23 protein-coding genes, 1 tRNA gene and 2 pseudogenes are annotated in these 17,467 nt (G+C 64.9%); 17 read left to right on the forward strand and 9 right to left on the reverse strand.

Features of this window, described 5'->3' with window-relative positions; genetic code table 11:
* Positions 1 to 143: 143 nt before the first annotated feature.
* From ACI3KU_RS11770 to ACI3KU_RS11785, 4 genes are read left to right on the forward strand one after another with little or no spacing between them, the layout of a single operon-like run.
* On the forward strand, positions 144 to 566 hold the full coding sequence (locus ACI3KU_RS11770; RefSeq protein ID WP_404922525.1) for a single-stranded DNA-binding protein: 423 nt from the start codon (positions 144 to 146) through the stop codon (positions 564 to 566).
* 13 nt (positions 567 to 579) lie between these two features.
* On the forward strand, positions 580 to 1,149 hold the full coding sequence (locus tag ACI3KU_RS11775) for a hypothetical protein (RefSeq protein ID WP_404922526.1): 570 nt from the start codon (positions 580 to 582) through the stop codon (positions 1,147 to 1,149).
* Positions 1,146 to 1,361 carry a helix-turn-helix transcriptional regulator gene (locus ACI3KU_RS11780; RefSeq protein ID WP_404922502.1) on the forward strand — a complete coding sequence of 72 codons (216 nt, stop codon included), beginning with the start codon at positions 1,146 to 1,148 and terminating at the stop codon, positions 1,359 to 1,361. Before ACI3KU_RS11775 ends, ACI3KU_RS11780 begins: the two co-directional genes overlap by 4 nt.
* 43 nt (positions 1,362 to 1,404) lie before the next feature.
* Positions 1,405 to 2,574: a tyrosine-type recombinase/integrase gene (locus ACI3KU_RS11785; protein WP_404922503.1), complete on the forward strand. Its 1,170-nt coding sequence runs from the start codon at positions 1,405 to 1,407 to the stop codon at positions 2,572 to 2,574.
* Positions 2,575 to 2,780: 206 nt separating this feature from the next.
* On the opposite strand, the gene ACI3KU_RS11790 is transcribed toward ACI3KU_RS11785, so the two are convergent.
* Positions 2,781 to 2,854: transfer RNA gene (locus ACI3KU_RS11790), tRNA-Pro, on the reverse strand.
* A gap of 261 nt (positions 2,855 to 3,115) precedes the next feature.
* Between ACI3KU_RS11790 and ACI3KU_RS11795 the strand changes: the two genes are divergently transcribed.
* Positions 3,116 to 4,702 (forward strand): DUF3375 domain-containing protein, encoded by a 1,587-nt coding sequence (locus tag ACI3KU_RS11795; RefSeq protein WP_404922504.1) that lies wholly within the window; start codon positions 3,116 to 3,118, stop codon positions 4,700 to 4,702.
* Entirely contained in the window at positions 4,699 to 5,154 is a 456-nt protein-coding gene (locus ACI3KU_RS11800) for a DUF4194 domain-containing protein (RefSeq protein WP_404922505.1), read from the forward strand. The genes ACI3KU_RS11795 and ACI3KU_RS11800 overlap by 4 nt, the downstream gene beginning before the upstream one ends.
* 13 nt (positions 5,155 to 5,167) lie before the next feature.
* Here ACI3KU_RS11800 and ACI3KU_RS11805 read toward each other — a convergent pair.
* Positions 5,168 to 6,285 (reverse strand): annotated as a pseudogene (locus tag ACI3KU_RS11805) (IS3 family transposase); the annotation flags it as partial.
* 21 nt (positions 6,286 to 6,306) lie between these two features.
* Here ACI3KU_RS11805 and ACI3KU_RS11810 point away from each other — a divergent pair.
* Positions 6,307 to 7,008: a ketopantoate reductase family protein gene (locus ACI3KU_RS11810; protein ID WP_404922506.1), complete on the forward strand. Its 702-nt coding sequence runs from the start codon at positions 6,307 to 6,309 to the stop codon at positions 7,006 to 7,008.
* 47 nt (positions 7,009 to 7,055) lie between these two features.
* Here ACI3KU_RS11810 and ACI3KU_RS11815 read toward each other — a convergent pair whose 3' ends face one another.
* From ACI3KU_RS11815 to ACI3KU_RS11825, 3 genes are all read right to left on the reverse strand, one after another.
* A complete protein-coding gene (locus ACI3KU_RS11815) occupies positions 7,056 to 7,724 on the reverse strand; it encodes an SDR family NAD(P)-dependent oxidoreductase (protein ID WP_404922507.1) in 669 nt (222 codons plus the stop codon).
* A 50-nt stretch (positions 7,725 to 7,774) separates the two neighbouring features.
* A complete protein-coding gene (locus ACI3KU_RS11820; protein WP_404922508.1) occupies positions 7,775 to 8,152 on the reverse strand; it encodes a carboxymuconolactone decarboxylase family protein in 378 nt (125 codons plus the stop codon).
* Between the two features lie 73 nt (positions 8,153 to 8,225).
* Positions 8,226 to 8,975, reverse strand: coding sequence for an SDR family NAD(P)-dependent oxidoreductase (locus ACI3KU_RS11825; protein WP_404922509.1), 750 nt, complete (start codon positions 8,973 to 8,975; stop codon positions 8,226 to 8,228).
* 112 nt (positions 8,976 to 9,087) lie between these two features.
* Between ACI3KU_RS11825 and ACI3KU_RS11830 the strand changes: the two genes are divergently transcribed.
* From ACI3KU_RS11830 to ACI3KU_RS11875, 10 genes and pseudogenes are all read left to right on the forward strand, one after another.
* The gene (locus tag ACI3KU_RS11830) at positions 9,088 to 9,744 is read left to right on the forward strand and encodes a TetR/AcrR family transcriptional regulator (RefSeq protein WP_404922510.1); all 657 of its coding nucleotides are present in this window, start codon (positions 9,088 to 9,090) and stop codon (positions 9,742 to 9,744) included.
* Positions 9,741 to 10,496 (forward strand): DsbA family protein, encoded by a 756-nt coding sequence (locus tag ACI3KU_RS11835; protein WP_404915507.1) that lies wholly within the window; start codon positions 9,741 to 9,743, stop codon positions 10,494 to 10,496. The genes ACI3KU_RS11830 and ACI3KU_RS11835 overlap by 4 nt, the downstream gene beginning before the upstream one ends.
* Before the next feature lie 7 nt (positions 10,497 to 10,503).
* A complete protein-coding gene (locus ACI3KU_RS11840; protein WP_404922511.1) occupies positions 10,504 to 11,364 on the forward strand; it encodes a cytochrome c biogenesis CcdA family protein in 861 nt (286 codons plus the stop codon).
* Positions 11,361 to 11,702, forward strand: a complete 342-nt coding sequence (locus ACI3KU_RS11845; protein WP_404922512.1) for a hypothetical protein — start codon at positions 11,361 to 11,363, stop codon at positions 11,700 to 11,702. The genes ACI3KU_RS11840 and ACI3KU_RS11845 overlap by 4 nt, the downstream gene beginning before the upstream one ends.
* A 223-nt stretch (positions 11,703 to 11,925) precedes the next feature.
* Positions 11,926 to 12,285 (forward strand): thioredoxin family protein, encoded by a 360-nt coding sequence (locus ACI3KU_RS11850; RefSeq protein ID WP_404915501.1) that lies wholly within the window; start codon positions 11,926 to 11,928, stop codon positions 12,283 to 12,285.
* A gap of 63 nt (positions 12,286 to 12,348) precedes the next feature.
* Positions 12,349 to 13,302: pseudogene (trxB, locus tag ACI3KU_RS11855) on the forward strand (thioredoxin-disulfide reductase); the annotation flags it as partial.
* Positions 13,303 to 13,404: 102 nt separating this feature from the next.
* Positions 13,405 to 13,638 carry a glutaredoxin domain-containing protein gene (locus ACI3KU_RS11860; RefSeq protein WP_404915766.1) on the forward strand — a complete coding sequence of 78 codons (234 nt, stop codon included), beginning with the start codon at positions 13,405 to 13,407 and terminating at the stop codon, positions 13,636 to 13,638.
* Positions 13,639 to 13,730: 92 nt separating this feature from the next.
* On the forward strand, positions 13,731 to 14,342 hold the full coding sequence (cysE, locus tag ACI3KU_RS11865; protein ID WP_404915499.1) for a serine O-acetyltransferase: 612 nt from the start codon (positions 13,731 to 13,733) through the stop codon (positions 14,340 to 14,342).
* Between the two features lie 107 nt (positions 14,343 to 14,449).
* Complete coding sequence (locus tag ACI3KU_RS11870; protein WP_404915497.1) at positions 14,450 to 15,142, forward strand: GntR family transcriptional regulator; 693 nt, start codon at positions 14,450 to 14,452, stop codon at positions 15,140 to 15,142.
* Positions 15,090 to 15,521, forward strand: a complete 432-nt coding sequence (locus tag ACI3KU_RS11875) for an ACT domain-containing protein (protein ID WP_404922513.1) — start codon at positions 15,090 to 15,092, stop codon at positions 15,519 to 15,521. Before ACI3KU_RS11870 ends, ACI3KU_RS11875 begins: the two co-directional genes overlap by 53 nt.
* Positions 15,522 to 15,577: 56 nt before the next feature.
* On the opposite strand, the gene ACI3KU_RS11880 is transcribed toward ACI3KU_RS11875, so the two are convergent.
* Genes ACI3KU_RS11880 through ACI3KU_RS11895 form a run of 4 tightly spaced genes read right to left on the reverse strand, consistent with a single transcriptional unit; the run spans position 15,578 to position 17,428 of the window.
* Positions 15,578 to 16,183: a GNAT family N-acetyltransferase gene (locus ACI3KU_RS11880; protein WP_404915493.1), complete on the reverse strand. Its 606-nt coding sequence runs from the start codon at positions 16,181 to 16,183 to the stop codon at positions 15,578 to 15,580.
* Positions 16,184 to 16,221: 38 nt separating this feature from the next.
* On the reverse strand, positions 16,222 to 16,548 hold the full coding sequence (locus ACI3KU_RS11885) for a DMT family transporter (protein WP_404915491.1): 327 nt from the start codon (positions 16,546 to 16,548) through the stop codon (positions 16,222 to 16,224).
* Entirely contained in the window at positions 16,545 to 16,895 is a 351-nt protein-coding gene (locus tag ACI3KU_RS11890) for a DMT family transporter (RefSeq protein WP_404915489.1), read from the reverse strand. The genes ACI3KU_RS11885 and ACI3KU_RS11890 overlap by 4 nt, the downstream gene beginning before the upstream one ends.
* On the reverse strand, positions 16,892 to 17,428 hold the full coding sequence (locus tag ACI3KU_RS11895) for a TetR/AcrR family transcriptional regulator (RefSeq protein WP_404915487.1): 537 nt from the start codon (positions 17,426 to 17,428) through the stop codon (positions 16,892 to 16,894). The genes ACI3KU_RS11890 and ACI3KU_RS11895 overlap by 4 nt, the downstream gene beginning before the upstream one ends.
* Positions 17,429 to 17,467: the final 39 nt, after the last annotated feature.

Consider the following 17,467-nt stretch of genomic DNA (forward strand, 5'->3'; position numbering starts at 1 on the left):
CGCCAGTTTGCACTGAGAAGCATTATCACCCCCGTTGTCGCAAGCGTCGACCAGTTGGCCGCCTTCCCTTAGCAGATCCTATCGATTGATCGATCCAGACTGGCTAACCTCGGCGGCGAGGTGAGGAGTCCATTTCCGGATTCATCGCCACGCAGCCCCGGCTGACGACCACCGAGAACGGGGTGGCACGGTTTCATGCGCGCGTCGGGATTGAGCACTCCCGGCAAGAACCCGATGGATCGTTCACGCAGCTCGACCCGAGCTTCCACGATCTGGCCATCTTCAGAAAGACCGCCGAAGAAGCCGCAGCTCGGTTCCAGAAAGGCGACAAGTTCGTCGCTACCGGGCGTGTGCATGAGTACAGCTACGACAAGGACGGGCAGACCGTCCAAGCCGAAGAGTTCATCGCTTCACGCATCGGACACGACCTCGCTCGCACCCGCTACGAGGTCGACCGGTCACCACGCCCGTCAGCCGTCGAACGGCACTCTACAGTTCAGGAAGAAGCGGCATTGGAGGCCAGTCCGCGACAACAGACCAGCGTCGCTACCCGGACGAGCATCTGAGCCGGTGGCTGTGATGGATGACAACACTCCGGAGTCCGAAGCCGTCGAGGACGAGGACGACTTCGATGCCGAATTCGAGGGACCGCTGCCGGTCGAGCCCCCGCATCCGATCAACTGGAACCTGCTGAGTCCCGAGGATCTGGAAGCCGAATGGCTGGAACTCAACCGGTGGGTGCACTGGCTCCGAAACACCTACGGCCTGCCCGCCTCGGTCATCCCGCCGTTCTGGCACCATCATCCCGAGTTGCTCTGGGAACTGTCCGCTCTGCACCTGCACTGGTTGTGCTCCTACGACGCAGAGAAGACCGGTTCCGCACCGCTGGCCTGGCACCGCGACTTCGCAGATACCCGGCTGCGTCTTCGCGATTGGGTCGCCGCCGCGGGCACACGCCTTGATCGCGACCGTCCCACCCGACAGACAAGCTGGCCCGGCGAACCGGCGGCACCCTCCATTGAGGACATCGTCATCGAGGACCGGGAGACCGACTTCGTGGAGTTCGTGTTAGCCGAGGTCACCAAACGCCGCGAAGAAGAAGACCAGTTCTACCGCTCGCTCGACCTGTCCACCGGTGAAGTCTCATGAACCAGACCCCGAACGCACCTGCCACGTCCCCGCTGATGCACAGCCGCGACATCGCCACCTACCTGAAGGTGTCCGAGTCGACCTTGTCACGGTGGCGGTCCGCGGGAACGGGGCCGCCGTTCATCCGGCTGGGCGGCATCGCCCGCTACCGGGTCGAGGCGGTCGACGCATGGCTGGCCGAGCTAGAACACGACCATGCCCCGCAGGAGTGAGCCACTCCCCAAAGCAGAACCGCGACCGGTACCGCCGATCGGGGTGAAGGTCTCCACCGATATGGAGCGCCGCTCCTACGGCGTCCGAGCCCGCGCACGGTGGACGGACCCGCTCACCAAGCGCCGCATCATCCGCTCCGAAATCGTCCCCGACGAAGCAGCCGCCCACACCTTCTTCGACCAGCTACGCACCTCGTCCGTCAAGGGCATGGATACCTCCATGACGCTCACCGAGTTCGTCACCTCCCTCGGTGACCGATGGGCCCGCGGCCTAGACCCCACCTCAACCGGGGAGATCTACGGGTTCGGACTGAAGCTCCGAGTCCTGCCCGCGCTCGGGCATCTGCCGGTCACGCAGATCACCGCAGGCATCATCGACCGCACCATCGACGAATGGGAACAGCGCTACGGGGCATCCACGATCAAGAACTCCATCGCCCCGCTCGTACGCGTTCTCGACGAGGCGGTCCGCGACGGGCTCCTCGCTATCAACCCGGCAAAGAACCGCGCCAAACGCAGCCTGAACCGCAACGCCTTCCGAACCCAATCCGCCGAGCAGGCCTCACCACGCGCACATGCGATCCCGGACATGAAGACCCTCACCAAACTCGCGGAAGCGTGCGGGAAGGTCGGTCAGCCCTACAGCGATTTCGTCATGCTCGCCGCCCTCCTCGCCGCTCGCTCCTCCGAAGTCTCCGGCCTCCGAGTCGGAGACGTGCGGTTCGACAAGAACCTCGTGGTGATCGCCCGGCAGATCTTCCCCGGCAAAGGGGGTCTCGTCACCAAACCCACCAAGAGCCGCAAGGAACGGCGTGTGCCGATCCTCGAGCCGCTCCGCCCCGTCCTCGAGCGCCTGGCCGAGGGGAAAGCTTCTGAAGATCAGCTCCTCGTCGGGCCGAAGGGGGGTGTGCTCACCACGGCGACTGTCCGGGACGCCACCAATTGGGACACGATCGTCGCAGGGCTCGGCTTGCCCGATCTCACCCGTCACGGGCTTCGGCATACGGGAGCAACATGGATGGCCGACGCTGGTGTTCCGCTCCACGTGCTTCAGGAGATCCTTGGGCACGCGTCCATGGAAACGACCCGCGGATATGTGCATCCCGATGACCGGCACCTCGCGTCCGCCGCAGAGCAAGCCAACGCGTTCCTGTCACCCTCCGGTCAAAAGCGTCAGGCCACCCGAAGCGGTCCCGCAACGCGTGGCCTCTGATGCCTTTCAGGCACCTACGCACCGGCTGGAAACGGTTCTGGTCCCCTTTTGGTCCCCTTATCCACAGACAAGCCTTCACGTCGAGTTCCGTTGTCCACAGTCGCAACCCGCCGAGAGCGACAGGGGGACCAGAAGGGGACCAGGAAGATCGACCTCCGGAAACAACAAAACCCTGATGAAAATGTCTTCTCATCAGGGTTTTTCTGTCGGGCTGACAGGATTTGAACCTGCGACCCCCTGACCCCCAGTCAGGTGCGCTACCAAGCTGCGCCACAGCCCGTGGCATTCTATTTTCAGTTTTTCGGGCTGTCCGGGAGGGGTAAACCCCTTAACCCCCAGGTGACAGGAGCAAGGCCCATAGCCCACTTGACCGGGGATTTCCCGTGTCAGAAGTGCGCCGTGCGCGTCACACGTTGCACAAGATGCAGGCAAGTGGTCACCTGATTGGTCCACTTCCTCTTGCCTCACAGGCCACCCGGGTTCAGTCGCCCGCGAGGAGCCTGTCAGCCCGGGTAAGCCGGTTGCCGGCTCGACGTGTCCCGTGGGCTGGCCGCTTTCTGACAAGCTCCTCGGGACGGATAGACACCCCTGGCCGCGGCCTTGCCCAAGCTTCCGAAGAGAGCCAGTCCGTCTGCCCTTCATCTATGATGTCGGCGCTGTGATCCACAATGGACACATGCCTGCCGTTGCTCAAACCCTGCGTCTCGCCCAGCTCAAGGAGAGCGACGCGGCATGGCGGCTGCTGGACGCCGACTCGGCACCGGTCATTGTTGGCCTGCTCGGGCATCACCTCGGAGGCGATGAACGACGTGTTGACGCGGAGGAACTGTACGAGAGGCTGGACGCAGACCTTGAGCGGCTGCGTGCCCACGGATTGTGGCTTCCGCTCAGCGCAAAGGGCTACTGCGCACAGTGGCGCGCAGCTGGATTCCTCACGCGACGGGCATCTGCCGAGTCACGTGGCGAGACTCTTGACCTCTCCCCCGACGCAATCGTCGCGATCCGCTTCGTCGAGGGACGGGCTGCGCCACGTTCGAGTGCGACGGAGTCGCGGCTTGCGAGCCTCGCTGTGCAGGTCCGTCAACTCGCAATCGACACCGACCCCGATGCAGCGACACGCATCGCTTTGCTCGATGAGGAGATTGAGAGAATAGAGCGACGCATCCGCGTACTTCGCTCAGGCGACGAAGCAGCCCTCGACGACAGCCGAGCACTTGAGCGTGCGCGTGATCTGCTCGCACAGGCATCCGACGTTCCGGATGATTTCGCGCGGGTTCGCGCCGACTTCGAAGCGCTCAACGCATCGTTGCGTCTGAAAATCGTCGAATCGGATGCGTCGCAGGCAACCGTCGTCGATGAGGTATTTCGCGGTGTCGACCACATATCCGAGTCGGAGGCTGGGCGTAGCTTCTCCGCGTTCTCGCAGCTCGTACTCGACCCGGCGCTCGGCGCGGCGTTCGAGGCGGACATCCGCCGTGTGCTTGACCGCGGTTTCGCCCGCGAACTCACTCCAGCCGAGCGCCGACTGCCGCGGTCTTTCCTGACGACGCTGAAGGCCCGTAGCGCAGAGATCCATGATGCGATCACTGTGTTCGCCCGGGCCCTGCGCCGTTATGTGCAGTCTCAGGACTACCAGCGCGACCGCGTCATGCGCTCACTGCTGCGCGATGCCCAGCATGCGGGCACCCAGGCCGCCGTTCACATTCGACCATGGCATCCGATAGGGCTGTCGCTCGACCTCTCATCCGTTGCGCTCGCGACGATCGGAACGCTCGACCTCCACGACCCGGCGGAGCTTGACGCGTCCGAGGAGGTCATCCCGATCGAGGTCGAGGTGGCTGACCTGGAGGAGCTGCGCGCGTTGGCGCGCGAGACCGAGATCGACTTTGACGAGCTCACACGCAACGTCAACGATGTCCTCGCCCAGTTCACCACCTGCACGGTGGCGGATGTGCTTGTAGCGCATCCGGCCACGCAGGGGGTCGCCAGCGTCGTCGGGCTGCTCACATTGGCTGCCGCCCACGGGGCGGCGGACGACGAGCCCGAGGTGCTCGAATGGACGAGCACCAGCGGCGTTTCACGCACCGCAGTGATCCCCACGCACCGCTTCACAGGGGTGGTTTCATGACGGATGTAGGAAGTGCTGGCGTCGAGGGAACCGGCGAGAGCCTCTGGCCAGGGGACACAGGCACGCTCCCCGATCGCACTCGCCGCGTGCTGCTGAGGCTTGTGCGCGGACCGTACCTCTCGGGAGCACGTGAGCCGCAACTGTGGGCAGTGCTCCTCAGCGATGAATCCGCCATCCGCGAACGGCTCGCGGATCTCTTCCTCGACCTCGTGGTGGACCCGGCGAACGAGTTCGCATTCGTACGCAATGCGCCATCTAACCAGACGCCGAACGCCGTGCGCTCGGAGAGCCTGACTTTCCTCGACACTGCCATGCTGCTCGTGTTGCGTCAGACGCTCCTGAGCGAAGAAGGGCGAGGACGTGTGATCGTGGGACAGGCCGAAGTCTTCGAACAGCTCACGGCATATCGCACCCCCGACCGCGATGAGAAGACGGGGCTGCTGCACGGATAGGTGACAGTTTTGGTTAGGCCGCGAGGGCCAGGGTCTGGTTCATGATGGTCTCGAACTCGACCGGTGTCAAACGGCCCAGAGCGACCTGCCGACGCCGGCGGTGGTAGGTCCGTTCGATCCAGGTCACGATCGCGATCCGCAGCTGCTCCCGGGTGGTCCAGGAGCGGCGGTCGAGGACGTTCTTCTGCAGCAGGGCGAAGAACGATTCCATGGCGGCGTTGTCGCCGCAGGACGCGACTCTTCCCATCGATCCGACCAGGCGGTGGCGGGCCAGGGCGCGCAGGAACTTCCGGCTGCGGAACTGCGACCCGCGATCGCTGTGAACGATGCAGCCGGCGACGTCACCGCGCATCTGGACGGCGTTCTCGAGCGCCCGGACCGCGAGGCTGGACTTCATCCGATCGCTGATCGAGTATCCGACGATCTTGTTCCCGAACACGTCCTTGATCGCGCAGAGGTAGAGCTTGCCCTCGGCGGTCTTGTGCTCGGTGATATCGGTCAGCCAGAGCTGGTTCGGCCCGTCCGCGGTGAACTCGTGCCGCCCCCGCCCGTCCGCGTCAGTCACGGTGCAGAGGTCGTCATGGACCGCGGGACCGGGCTTGCGGTCGTTCTTGCCGCGTTTCTTCCCGAACACGCTCCACCAGCCGTTGTCCGAGGCGATCCGCCACGCGGTCCGGTCCGCCATCGGCTCCCCGGCGTCGCGGGCCTCGTCGGCGAGCAGCCGATGCCCGAACTCGGGATCATCACAGTGGGCGTCGAACAGGGCGTTCGCGCGATACGCCTCCACGATCTCCCTGTCGCTGACCGGGTTGGCGAGCCACCGGTAATACGGTTGGCGGGAGAGCTTGAGGACCCGGCACGTCACCGTCACGGGGATCCCGTCAGCGGCGAGCTCTGTCACGAGCGGGTACGTCATTTTCCCGGCAGATGCGCCTGCGCGAAATACGCCGCCGCGCGGCGGAGCACCTCGTTCTCCTGCTCCAGCAGACGAACCCGCTTACGCAGCTCACGGGCCTCGTCAGCCTCGGCCCGGGTCACGCCCGGCTTCGCGCCGGACTCGACGGCGGCCTGGCGGACCCAGTTCTGCAGGCAGGTCTCGCTGATCCCGAAGTCCGCTGCGATCTGACGCAACGCGACCCCGAGCTAGTCGTCGTGGCCGTGAAGGCCGGCGCGATCGAAGCGGTGGTCGAACAAATCGCTCCCGCGGTCGGAGCGGAGACGATCATCATCCCGTTCCTCAACGGGATGAGGCACATGGATCTGCTCCATGCACGTTATCCGGGCCACGTCATCGGAGGTCTCATCAAGATCGTCGCTGCGCTCGATGATCAGGGCGGAGCGGTGCAGATGACTTCACTCGCAGAAGTCACCATAGGCTCCCTTCCCGCCGGGCCACCGCCATCGTGGGTGAAGCATGCACTCGACGTCGCCGGTCTGACAGTGATCGAAGCAGCCGAGGTGGAACAAGACCTGTGGGAGAAGTGGGCCTTCATCTCAGCCGCCGGCATCGTCACCTGCTTGTTCGACAACACAGTGGGGAACATCCGAGAAGCGGGCGGACTCCCCTACCTCGAATCGGCGATCGCCGAGTCCGAGCGCGTCGCCACTGCCGCCGGTCATGAGCCACGCGAGGCATCCCAGGCGCAGTCTCGGGGGATCCTCACCGAACCGGGGTCGGCATTCACCTCGTCGCTGTTCCGCGATCTGTCGGCAGGGAAGACGACGGAAGCCGAGCACATACTCGGCGACTTCGCCCAGAGGGCACGCGTTCTCGGCGTCAGCACGCCGCTTCTGGATCTGGCTCTCGTTCGGATCCGAGCCGCCGAGGCGGCTCGATCGGCTGTCGCCCGCTGAGCCTCGCTCGCGCGAGGCAAGGGGCGAAACGCCGGGCCGCCTACTGGCTAGGCCCCCGCCATCGGCTCGGCGAAGACTCGGAAGTCGCCCCTGCCGGCGTGCATCGTCCACACCCTCTCCGCGAGAATGTCGGGATCGTGCGTGGGATGGCCGGGCGTGATAGCGGCGGGGATGATGAGTTGCCCGACGTGGATGTTTTCCGGCGCGAGGGTGTCATGCAGCATGCGCGCGTACGCCGATTCTCCGGCGAAGGCGATAGAGGTTCCGGCGACGCCCGCGCTCGGTCGTGCGGCACTGCTGCCATTGACGAACAGAACGCTGCCCTTTCCGAGATAGCGCATCCCCTGCAATACGTGGTGCATGGCCGTGACCGGCCCATAGATCGAGAACTCGACCGCGGCTCGAAGATCCTCGACGGTCGTCTCGAGTACGGGACGCAGGAACTCCTTCGACGGGAGAGGCGCGTACGTCAGCACTTCGATAGGCCCCAGGTCTTGGGTCGCCTGATCCAACGCCGCGACGATCGCCTGAGGGTCACGGACGTTCGCCGCATACCCACGAGCGATGAGGCCTTCCTCGCGCAGTTCCGCGGCTAGGGCCTCGACTCGTTCGAGGCTGCGGGAGATGAGGGCGATGGGGAATCCTTCGGCACCGAATCGACGAGCGACGGCTGCGCCGAGGCCTCGTCCGGCGCCGATGAGAGCGAGCGTGTTCATGAGTGTCCTTTCGTTCGTGAGTGCAGGATGCCATGCCGTGCAAGCGGAGACTATGCGGTCCCGCTGGGAGCGACGTCGCTGGATGTTGTCTCAGGATCCGACGCTCCGTCGAAGAACTTCATCGCCATGAATCCGTGGGCGAAGCTCCCTCCTGCACGCAGTGCTGAAGCGATCATCACGGTCTCGGAGAGTTCCTCAGCGGAAGCACCTTCAGCCTTCGCCGCAAGCACATGCGCCTCGATGCAGTAGGCGCACTGGGTCGTCAGAGCGACGGCGACGGCCATCAGCTCGGTGTTCTTGCGCGAGATCACCTTGCTGGCGCCCTTCAGCGCCTCCTGATCGAACGCCAGGAAGGCCTTCACCGCGTCGGGCGCCCCTGCACGGAGGTTGCGAAGGTAACGGTGGTCGGTGTGCTCGTGGTAAGCCATGTTTGTCTCCTTAAGTCGGCCGATACGAGAGGCCGGGCCGGTTACGGGAGAACGCAGCCGGCCCGGGCGCGAATCAGAGCTGAGTGGAGCCGCCGTCGACGGCGAGGTCAGTGCCGGTCATGTAGCTGCTGTCGTCCGAGGCGAGGAACAGGATGGATGACGCGATCTCCTCCGCTTCACCAAGACGCCCCATGGGCACCGTGGCGGCGAGTCCGGCGCGCACAGCCGCGCCATCGTTCGAGGGAGTCGAAAGCCCATCGAGAATGGGAGTTTCGATCGGGCCGGGGCTGATCGAGTTGACGCGGATGTTCCTGTCAAGAAGTGCGGCGGCCCAGCTGCGCGCATAGGAGCGGATGGCGGCTTTACTCCCGGAGTAGGCGGGGAAGTCCGGCCAGCCGACCTGGTGCGCCGCTCCGGCGATGAGGACGATCGAACCGCCGTCGTTGAGGAGCGGCAGCGCCTTCTGCACGGTGAAGAAGGTGCCTCGCGCGTTGATGCCGAAGACACGATCGAAGTGCTCCGGGGTGGCGACGGGCAGCGGCGCCGGCTCCGCGATTCCCGCGTTGGCCACGATGATGTCGACCGAGCCGCGCTCCTGCTTCACCTGCGCCCACAGTCGGTCCAGGTCGGCGAGGTCTGCGATGTCGCCGCGGACGGTGGTGACATCTCCACCGATGTCCTTCTTCGCCTTGGCAAGCTCCTCCTCACGACGACCCGTGATGTACACGCTGGCGCCCTCGGCAACGAACCGCTTTGCGGTTGCGAGGCCGATGCCCGTGCTGCCGCCGGTGATCACTACCGTCTTGCCAGTCAACTTGCCCATGGTGAGTACGATTCCATTCTGTAGCGTTCACTAAATAACTTGTAAGCTACACTGTAGTGGACGTTACAGAATGTGCGCAACTCTCGCACAGATCAGGCTGAGGAGACAGCACATGCCCGGAGGTCGCAAGCGCGGGTTCGATGATCAGGAGGCGCTGCAGGCAGCGATGGAGCTGTTCTGGCGCCGAGGATACGAAGGCACCTCCATTACCGACCTCACCCGAACGCTCGGCATCAACCCTCCGAGTCTTTACGCGGCCTTCGGTAGCAAGCGCGACCTGTTCGAGAAGGCGCTTCAGCGCTACATGGATGACCGAACCGCCCAGGTAGAGATGGCCATGGCGCGCCCGACTGCTCACGAGGCGATGCTCGCTCTCCTAACGGGAAGAGCGGAGATCTTCACCGAACCGGGGCAGCCTTCTGGCTGCATGACGGTTCAGGCGGGGCTGACATCCGGCGACCCCGGCCATGAGATTGCAGGCCTGCTGTCGAACGCACGCGAACGAACGCGACGAACCGTCTTGTCGCGACTCAGGGACGCCGCCTCTGATGGCGACCTCCCGGATGACGCCGACTGTACAGTGCTGGCCCGATTCGTCATGGCCACCATCGACGGAATGAGCATCGAAGCGGCCTCGGGCGCCCCGAGAGAAGAATTGATTTCCGCGGCCACGCTCGCCGCTCACGTGATTCCGCGCCGCACGAGTCCGATCCCTGACCCAGAGAGTCGGACCGCCGCCTTGGATCCATCTTGTATCCTACAAAGGTGACTAGTTCAGAGGCCGAATCCATGACCGCGCTGAAGGAGAAGTTTCGCCGCTCACGGCGATGGACCGTCGCCCTGGTCGCGATCGTCGTCTTCCTCGCGATCGTCGTCGTCGCCCAGTTCCTGCCCGGCCAGTCTCCGACTTCTGCACCGCCCTCGGGGCCCGCCGCATCGGCGTCCTCACAACCGGGCCAGGCCGACGAGATGCCCTTCGTGCGGCGTGAGGCCGACGATCCGATGGCGATCGGCGACGTCGACGCCCCCGTGGTGCTGACGCAGTGGACGGACCTGCGCTGCCCCTTCTGCGCGGTGTTCAGCCGCGACACACTGCCCGCGCTGATCGAGGAATACGTGGAGACAGGCCTCGTGCGCGTCGAGTTCCACGACGTCGCCTTCTTCGGAGAACAATCTGAAGACGCTGCCGTTGCCGCACGGGCGGCCGCGAACCAGGGACGGTTCATGGAGTTCGCCACCGCGATCTACGATGTCGCCCCCGAAGGCGCACACGCAGATCTACCCCGTGAGACCCTCATCGATTTCGCCGAGCAAGCAGGTGTGCCCGATATCGAGCAGTTCACGGCTGACCTCGATGACCCCGCGCTGAGGGAGGAGGCGAAGGCGAGCACGCTGTCGGCGCAGCAACTCGGCGTGAACAGCGTCCCCTTCTTCGTCGCCGGGGACACCGCGCTCTCCGGGGCGCAGCCTCTCGAGAGTTTTCGCCAGTTCCTGGACGCGTCCCTAGAAGCGGCGAAGTGAGACCCGCATGGACATCGGCCTTCTCGGCGCATTCCTCGGGGGCATCCTCACACTGCTGAGCCCGTGCTCGGCGATGCTGCTGCCCGCGTTCTTCTCATACGCGTTCGCTCGCCCCGCAGAGCTCCTCGCTCGTACCGGCATCTTCTACCTCGGGTTGATCACCAGCCTGGTACCGCTCGGAGTGCTCGCCGGCACATTCGGCGCCTTCGTGAACGAACATCGATTCACTTTCGTCACTGTCGCCTCCGTCATCGTGATCGCGCTGGGGCTGGTCATGGTGCTGAACATTCCCATCCCCCTGCTCGCGCGACGCGAGACGACCGAGGGCACCTCCAACGTCGCCGTGTACGCACTCGGCACCGTCTATGGATTGGCCGGCGTCTGCGCAGGACCCATCCTGGGCGCGGTCCTCACGGTCGCCGCCGTCTCGGGCAATGCCCTCTCCGGCGGCATCATCCTGCTCGTCTTCGCCGCTGGCATGGCGCTTCCCCTTCTGGTCGCTTCGCTGCTGTGGGGACGGCTTCCGTTCGTCAAACGCCTCATCCGACCGCGCGAGATCATCATCGGACGCTGGCGCAATACCTGGACCGGGCTGATCGGCGGTTTGCTCACCGTCGGCGTGGGAGTCCTCCTCCTGGTCACCTCAGGCACGACCTCGCTGAGCGGCATCCTCGGCGCATCAGACCAATCCGCGCTCGAAGGCACCGTTCTTCGCGAAGCCGCCCGCATCCCGGACGGCGTCGTCATCGGCGTGGCGTGCGTCGCCGCGCTCATCGGTTGGATCATCGTCCGCGTGAGCAAGAAGCGCGCGACCCGGGACCCTTCGCTCCTCTCCCCCACCCCACCGATCAAGGAGAACAACGCATGAAGACCGAACTCACCCAGAAGCGCGACGAAGTCATCGTGCATGTCGCCGACAACCCCGAGGATGTCGCGCGCGCAACCGGGGCAGGAGCCGCGATCGTTCTGGCCGATCCGGCGCTGCGGGTACGGATCATCGTGAACGGCCCGGCGCTCGGCGGCCTCCTCGATTCCGCACCTGCACTCGACGTGACTGCCGGAGTCACGATCGAGGCATGCAGAGTCGGCCTCAGCCGGCGAGGCATCGACGAGAGCCAACTTCAGACGCCGGTCAGCCTGGTCGACTCTGCCGCCGTTGCGATCGTGTTCGCGCAACGCGCCGGCGCAGCGTACGTGCGTCTATAGGGCATCCGCGGCGCAACATCGTGCGGGAGACGGCGCGCACAGCCGGGTTTCCATAGGCATCGAGCAGCGCGGAATATTCCGTCGGGCTTCGCGTTACACCGTCCTAGCATTCATGTTGGATACAACACGGATCGGTGTGTCGTATAGCGATCACCCTTCTGCGTGGCCACGATGCCCCTCAGGGCGGACCACAAGTGCCGCCGTCCCACGAAAGGAAGAACCCATGCCCACACGCGACCTCTCAATGGCCGACTTCCCCTCCACTGTCGAATCCGACGGGATCGTCCTGGTCGACTTCTGGGCGGCCTGGTGCCCCCCGTGCCGCGCGTTCGCGCCCGTCTACGACTCTGCCGCGGACAAGCATGAGGACATCGTGTTCGCCAAGGTCGACACAGAGGCCAACCAGGACCTCGCGGGAGCCATGAGGATCACGTCGATCCCCACTCTGATGGCGTTCCGCGACGGAATTCTTGTGTTCTCCCAGGCAGGAGCTTTGCCTGCGCCCGCATTGGAGAACCTGATCGGACAAGTTCGCGCACTCGACATGGACGAGGTCCGCGCCCACGCGACACAGCAGGGCTGAAGTGACTAGTACTCCAGCGATCGTGAAGGTGAACGCGGGAACGCACGAAAGGACTGATCACTCATGAGACAGATCATCATCATCGGCTCCGGCCCCGCCGGATACACCGCAGCGATCTATGCTGCGCGCGCCGGTTTAGCTCCACTGATGATCGCTTCCTCCGTCGAGGCAGGCGGCGAATTGATGAACACCACCACGGTCGAGAACTTCCCCGGGTTCCCGGAAGGCGTGACAGGCCCCGAGCTCATGGAGCGCATGCAGCAGCAGGCAGAGCGCTTCGGGGCCGAACTCGTCTATGACGACGTGACTGAACTCGAGCTCACCGGTGACACGAAGCGTGTCGTCCTCGGCTCAGGCACGGTGCACGAGGCCCGCACGGTGATCTTCGCCACGGGCTCGGCGTACCGAAAACTCGGTCTGCCCGACGAGGATCGGCTGTCCGGGTACGGCGTGTCCTGGTGCGCCACGTGCGACGGGGCATTCTTCCGCGAGCAGCACATCGCGGTGATCGGTGGTGGCGACTCGGCGATGGAGGAAGCGTTGTTCCTGACCCGCTTCGCGTCCAAGGTGACGATCGTTCATCGGCGTGACGAATTGCGTGCGTCGAAGATCATGCAGGAGCGGGCATTGTCGAACGACAAGATCGAGTTCGTGTGGAACGCCGCAGTGACCGGCATCCGGGGCGCGAGCAGCGTGGCGGGTCTCGAACTCACCGATACTGTGACCGGAGAGACCAGGGACCTCGACGTCACGGGTGTCTTCGTGGCGATCGGCAACGACCCTCGTGTGCACCTCGTGCACGGCCAACTCGATCTCACCTCAGACGGGACAGTCGCCGTGGCGGGACGCAGCTCGCTGACGAACCTCTCCGGTGTGTTCGCCGCCGGCGATGTCATCGATCCTCACTACCGTCAGGCCGTCACCGCAGCCGGTTCCGGAACCGTGGCAGCTCTGGACGCCGAGCGCTACCTCGCAGCCCTCGACGAGGGCCCGGCGCAGGACGCGCAGCCCGCCGCTGAGGTCCGTCCGGCAACGCCTGCGGTGAGACAGTCCGTCGTCCCGAGTGAGCGATCTGACGACCTTCGAGTTAGCGCGACGACTGGTGGCTCCAGCATCACGATGTACGGGGCTGATTGGTGCGGCGACTGCCGGCGCACCAAGCGGCAGCTCGACGGGCTGGGTGTCGAGACTGTCTATATAGACGTGCAAGCGGATGCTGAGGCAGCCGAAAAGGCCAAAGCCATTTCAGGTCGGACCAACATCCCCGTCGTCGTCTACCCCGACGGCACCCACATGGTCGAGCCGAGTAATGCCGAGGTCGACGCGAAACTCCGTGAGCTGTCGATCATCTGATGCCCGAGCCGTCCGTGCGCCAGGACCCGCATCCTGGCGCACGGGCGGCACGGTCGCCCAGGATCAAAGAGACTTTGGACATTGGAAGAACCATGAAGCGACTCCGCCACGATCCGGGCATCCCGTGGTGCCGGCTGCGTGAAGACATCGCCACCGCGCAGTCCAAGGATCCCGCAGCCGGTTCCGCAATCGCCGTCATGATGCTCTCCCCCGGGCTCCACGCGATCTGGGCCCACCGCATCCACCACTGGTTGTGGAGGCGAGGACACCGGTTCATCGCGCGACTCGGCGCACAGACGACACGGACGCTGACGGGAGTGGAGATCCACCCTGCGGCCCGAATCGGCCGGCGAGTGTTCATCGACCACGGCATGGGTGTCGTCATCGGTGAAACCGCGGAAGTCGGTGACGATGTGCTGGTCTACCACGGAGTCACTCTCGGCGGGCAACGTCCTCAACCGGGCAAGCGGCACCCGACCATAGGATGCGGGGTCACCATCGGTGCGGGCGCAGCAGTCCTCGGTCCGATCACGATCGGCGCCTACTCCACCATCGGCGCAGGAGCAGTCGTCACGAGGAGCTTTCCCGCCGGCACCACTATCGTCGGTGTGCCAGGAGAGTCCGTGAAGACCACAGCCGTAGCCGACTGCGCCGTCGCGACGCTCCGCAGTCGCAACGACTGGCAAGACCGCGCCGCTGCCTGATGTGACAGCGGCGGCGTCCGATCGCGCTCTGTTTCCCCCTCACCACAGGTGAGCCCCGGTCCCACGTCGTATCCTGAGAGCGCACGACAACTGAGGTGGAGACGTTTGTGTCAGACAGCAACCCGAGCGCCAACGAGCGGGCATATCAGACGATCCGTAACGGCATCCTCGACGGGATCCACGCCCCCGGCTCGATGCTCGGCGAAGCGTCACTGGCCCAGGAGATCGGAGTGAGCCGCACCCCCGTCCGCTCAGCTCTTGCTCGGTTGCAGGACGAGGGATGGATCACCGTCTACCCGAAGCGCGGAGCGCTCGTGAACGGACTGAGTGAACGCGCCGCCGCCGATCTCGCCGACGCACGCCTCATGCTCGAAACCGCAGGTGTCGCGCGCGCGTCAACGCAGGCCCGCCACGGATTGGCAAGCCGACTGACCGCATCGATCGGAGTGCAACGCGAGGCGTTCGCCGCTCGCGACGTCCGAGCCTTCATCGAATCGACCATCGACTTCCATCGCTCGTTCGTGGAGTCGGCAGAGAATACGGTGCTGCTCGAGTTGAACGATCGGCTCGCCGACCGGCAGCGCTTCCTGCTCTTCAGCTACGGAGACCTCCTCCTCGCCCGCTGCGCCGAGATCATCGCCGAACACGAGCGCCTTGTCGGTCATCTCGCGAGCGACAACGCCGAAGACTTCGCCGCGGCCCTACGCGATCACCTCGCCGGGACGTACGGCACGGCCCAGTCTGACAATGATCCCGCACGAGAGGCCGACCGCCGGCAACTCCGACAAACAACCCCATGATCCCTCCCCCAAGTGTGTTGGCCTCTCCCGCATCGATGAGGAGTTCGTCATCGTAAGGCTCGACCCGGCTGCGCCCCTCCCGCCGGAACTGTTCGCCGCGGACGCGCAGCTTCTCTCGGTCACCCGGACGAGTTCCGAATTGCCGATTGTGTGCCCGCCCGCCCTCGATCCGACGGGCGCAAATACCGTCGGACCCTGGTGCGCCTGGTATATCGATGGCCCCATCCCGTTCAACGTCACCGGCGTCGTTCAGTCGGTTGTGTCGCCGATATCCGCACGAGCAATCCCCATGTTCGTCGTGTCGACCTTCGACAGCGACCTCATCCTGGTGCCTAGCGCGCACGCCGCAGGCGGCCGCGCTGCGCGACGCCGGACATGAAGTCACGTAGTCGCGCAGCGCACTCGCGCGGTCATGCCCACCGGCAAGCGCGTCGCCTACCGCTGAGCCGGCCGCCACATCGCCTCGGGTGATGCATTCGGAATGCCGTCGATCGATGCGATGCTCTCGAAGCCGTGGCGTCGATATAGGGATCGATTGCGCTCGTTGGACGACTCAAGATAGGTAGGCAGTCCTTCCGCATCGATCTTCTTCAACCTGGACTCCAGCAACGCAGACCCGACTCCCATCCCTCGAGCCTCAGCACTCACTCCAATCTGTGCCAGGTACCAATGCGGTTCGGCCGGACGGTGGCGGGCCAGGGCCGTCTGGATCCGTACGGCCCTGCCGAGCCCTCCCCAGCCCAGCGCGCGGAGGAAGCTCGGCAGCTCTCGCGCCTGGTCCAGGAGCGAGGTGTGCTGTCCTGGTGGCTCCCAGATGGCGGCGCCGAGCAGCCCGCCGTCGACGTCTCGCCGAGTGAGGTCGATGCGTCCCGTACGGAGCGCGCCGACTCGCAGGAGCGCCCGGAAGAGTCGTGCGAGGCGAGATTGCTTGTGTTCGCCGTCGACGAGGGTGCCCATGACGGTGTCATGCGCGAACGCGGATGCGAGCATGGAGGCCGCCTCGGGAACGTCGGCGGAGGAAGCGGGAGCGATGGTGAACATGGGTGTGCTTTCTGGTCGGTAGCCGCGGATGCGACGAATCAGTGGGCCGAGGCGCCGAGCTCGATGACGAACACGCCGACGGCGATGAGGACGATGCCGGCGATCATCCGCCAGGTGAGGCGCTCTTTGAAGAACACGCGGGCACCGACCGCCGTGAGTGCGACACCGGATGCCGCCCAGATCCCGTAGGCGATGCCGACCGGCATCCCTTGAGCAAGTGCAATCGTCAGCAATGAGAAGGCGGAGATGTAGAACACGGCGACCGGTGCGATCCATCGCTTCTTCCGCAGCCCTTCCGAAGCCCGCAGAGACATGGTCGCAGCGACCTCGGTCACGATCGCTCCGGCGAGCAAGAGCCAAGTCATGAGGAGACCTCCGTGTCAGCAGCCTTCGGCGCGCCATGGCCGGTCTCGACCAGAACGACACCGGCGATCACGATCGCGATCCCTAGTCCGATCATGAAGGTGAAGGGTTCACCGAAGATCACCGATGCGATCACCGCAGTAAGCGCGACGCCGGCGGCGGCCCAGATGCCGTATACGACGCCGATCGGGGCACCGAGGCGCAGCAGGAGTGACAACGCCACGAACGCACCGGCGTAGCCCGCTATGGCAAGAATCGCCCACCACGGATTGTCGATCGCGCCACGCAACGACAGAGTCGCGGCAACTTCCAGAACGATCGCCCCGCCCAGGATCAGCCATTTCTTCATTCGAGACTCCCTTCGATCAGTGCAGTCAGACGCATCAGCAGAGCCTCTCGTTGAGCGGGAGCGATGGTCAGAATGCCAGTGGCCTCAGCTACCCACAGCCCGTTCGCCGCCAACCAGACCAGCAGCAGCGGTGTCGTGTCGACGCCGTCGCCGAACCCGAACCAGGTCTGCAGGTATTCCAGCCATGGCCGGGAGAGCTCGGGGCGGCGGACAGCTTCGGAGAACACCACGAATTCCCCCTGCGTCACGCCGCCCTCGCCCGCGAACCGCACGAAAGCACGAACGCGCTCGTCGAGTGTCGACTCAGTGATCGGCACGTCGAGCACGTGCTGCAGTTCGGCTTGCCACCGTTCGATCACATGTTCGATGACTGCGATCATCAGCGCGTCTTTCGTGGCGAAGTGATACATCAGGCCGGCCTTGGTCAGCCCCGCTTCGCTGGCGACGGACTGGTAGGTGATGTCGGCGCCGCCGACATCACCTACCACGCGCATCGCAGCCTCGAGGATATCTGTGCGTGAACTTGTTCTCATGATCATAACCCTACCTTACGTACGGTAGAGTTTCGCTGG

The organism is Microbacterium sp. ZW T5_56 (assembly GCF_044987425.1).
Taxonomy (GTDB): Bacteria; Actinomycetota; Actinomycetes; order Actinomycetales; family Microbacteriaceae; genus Microbacterium.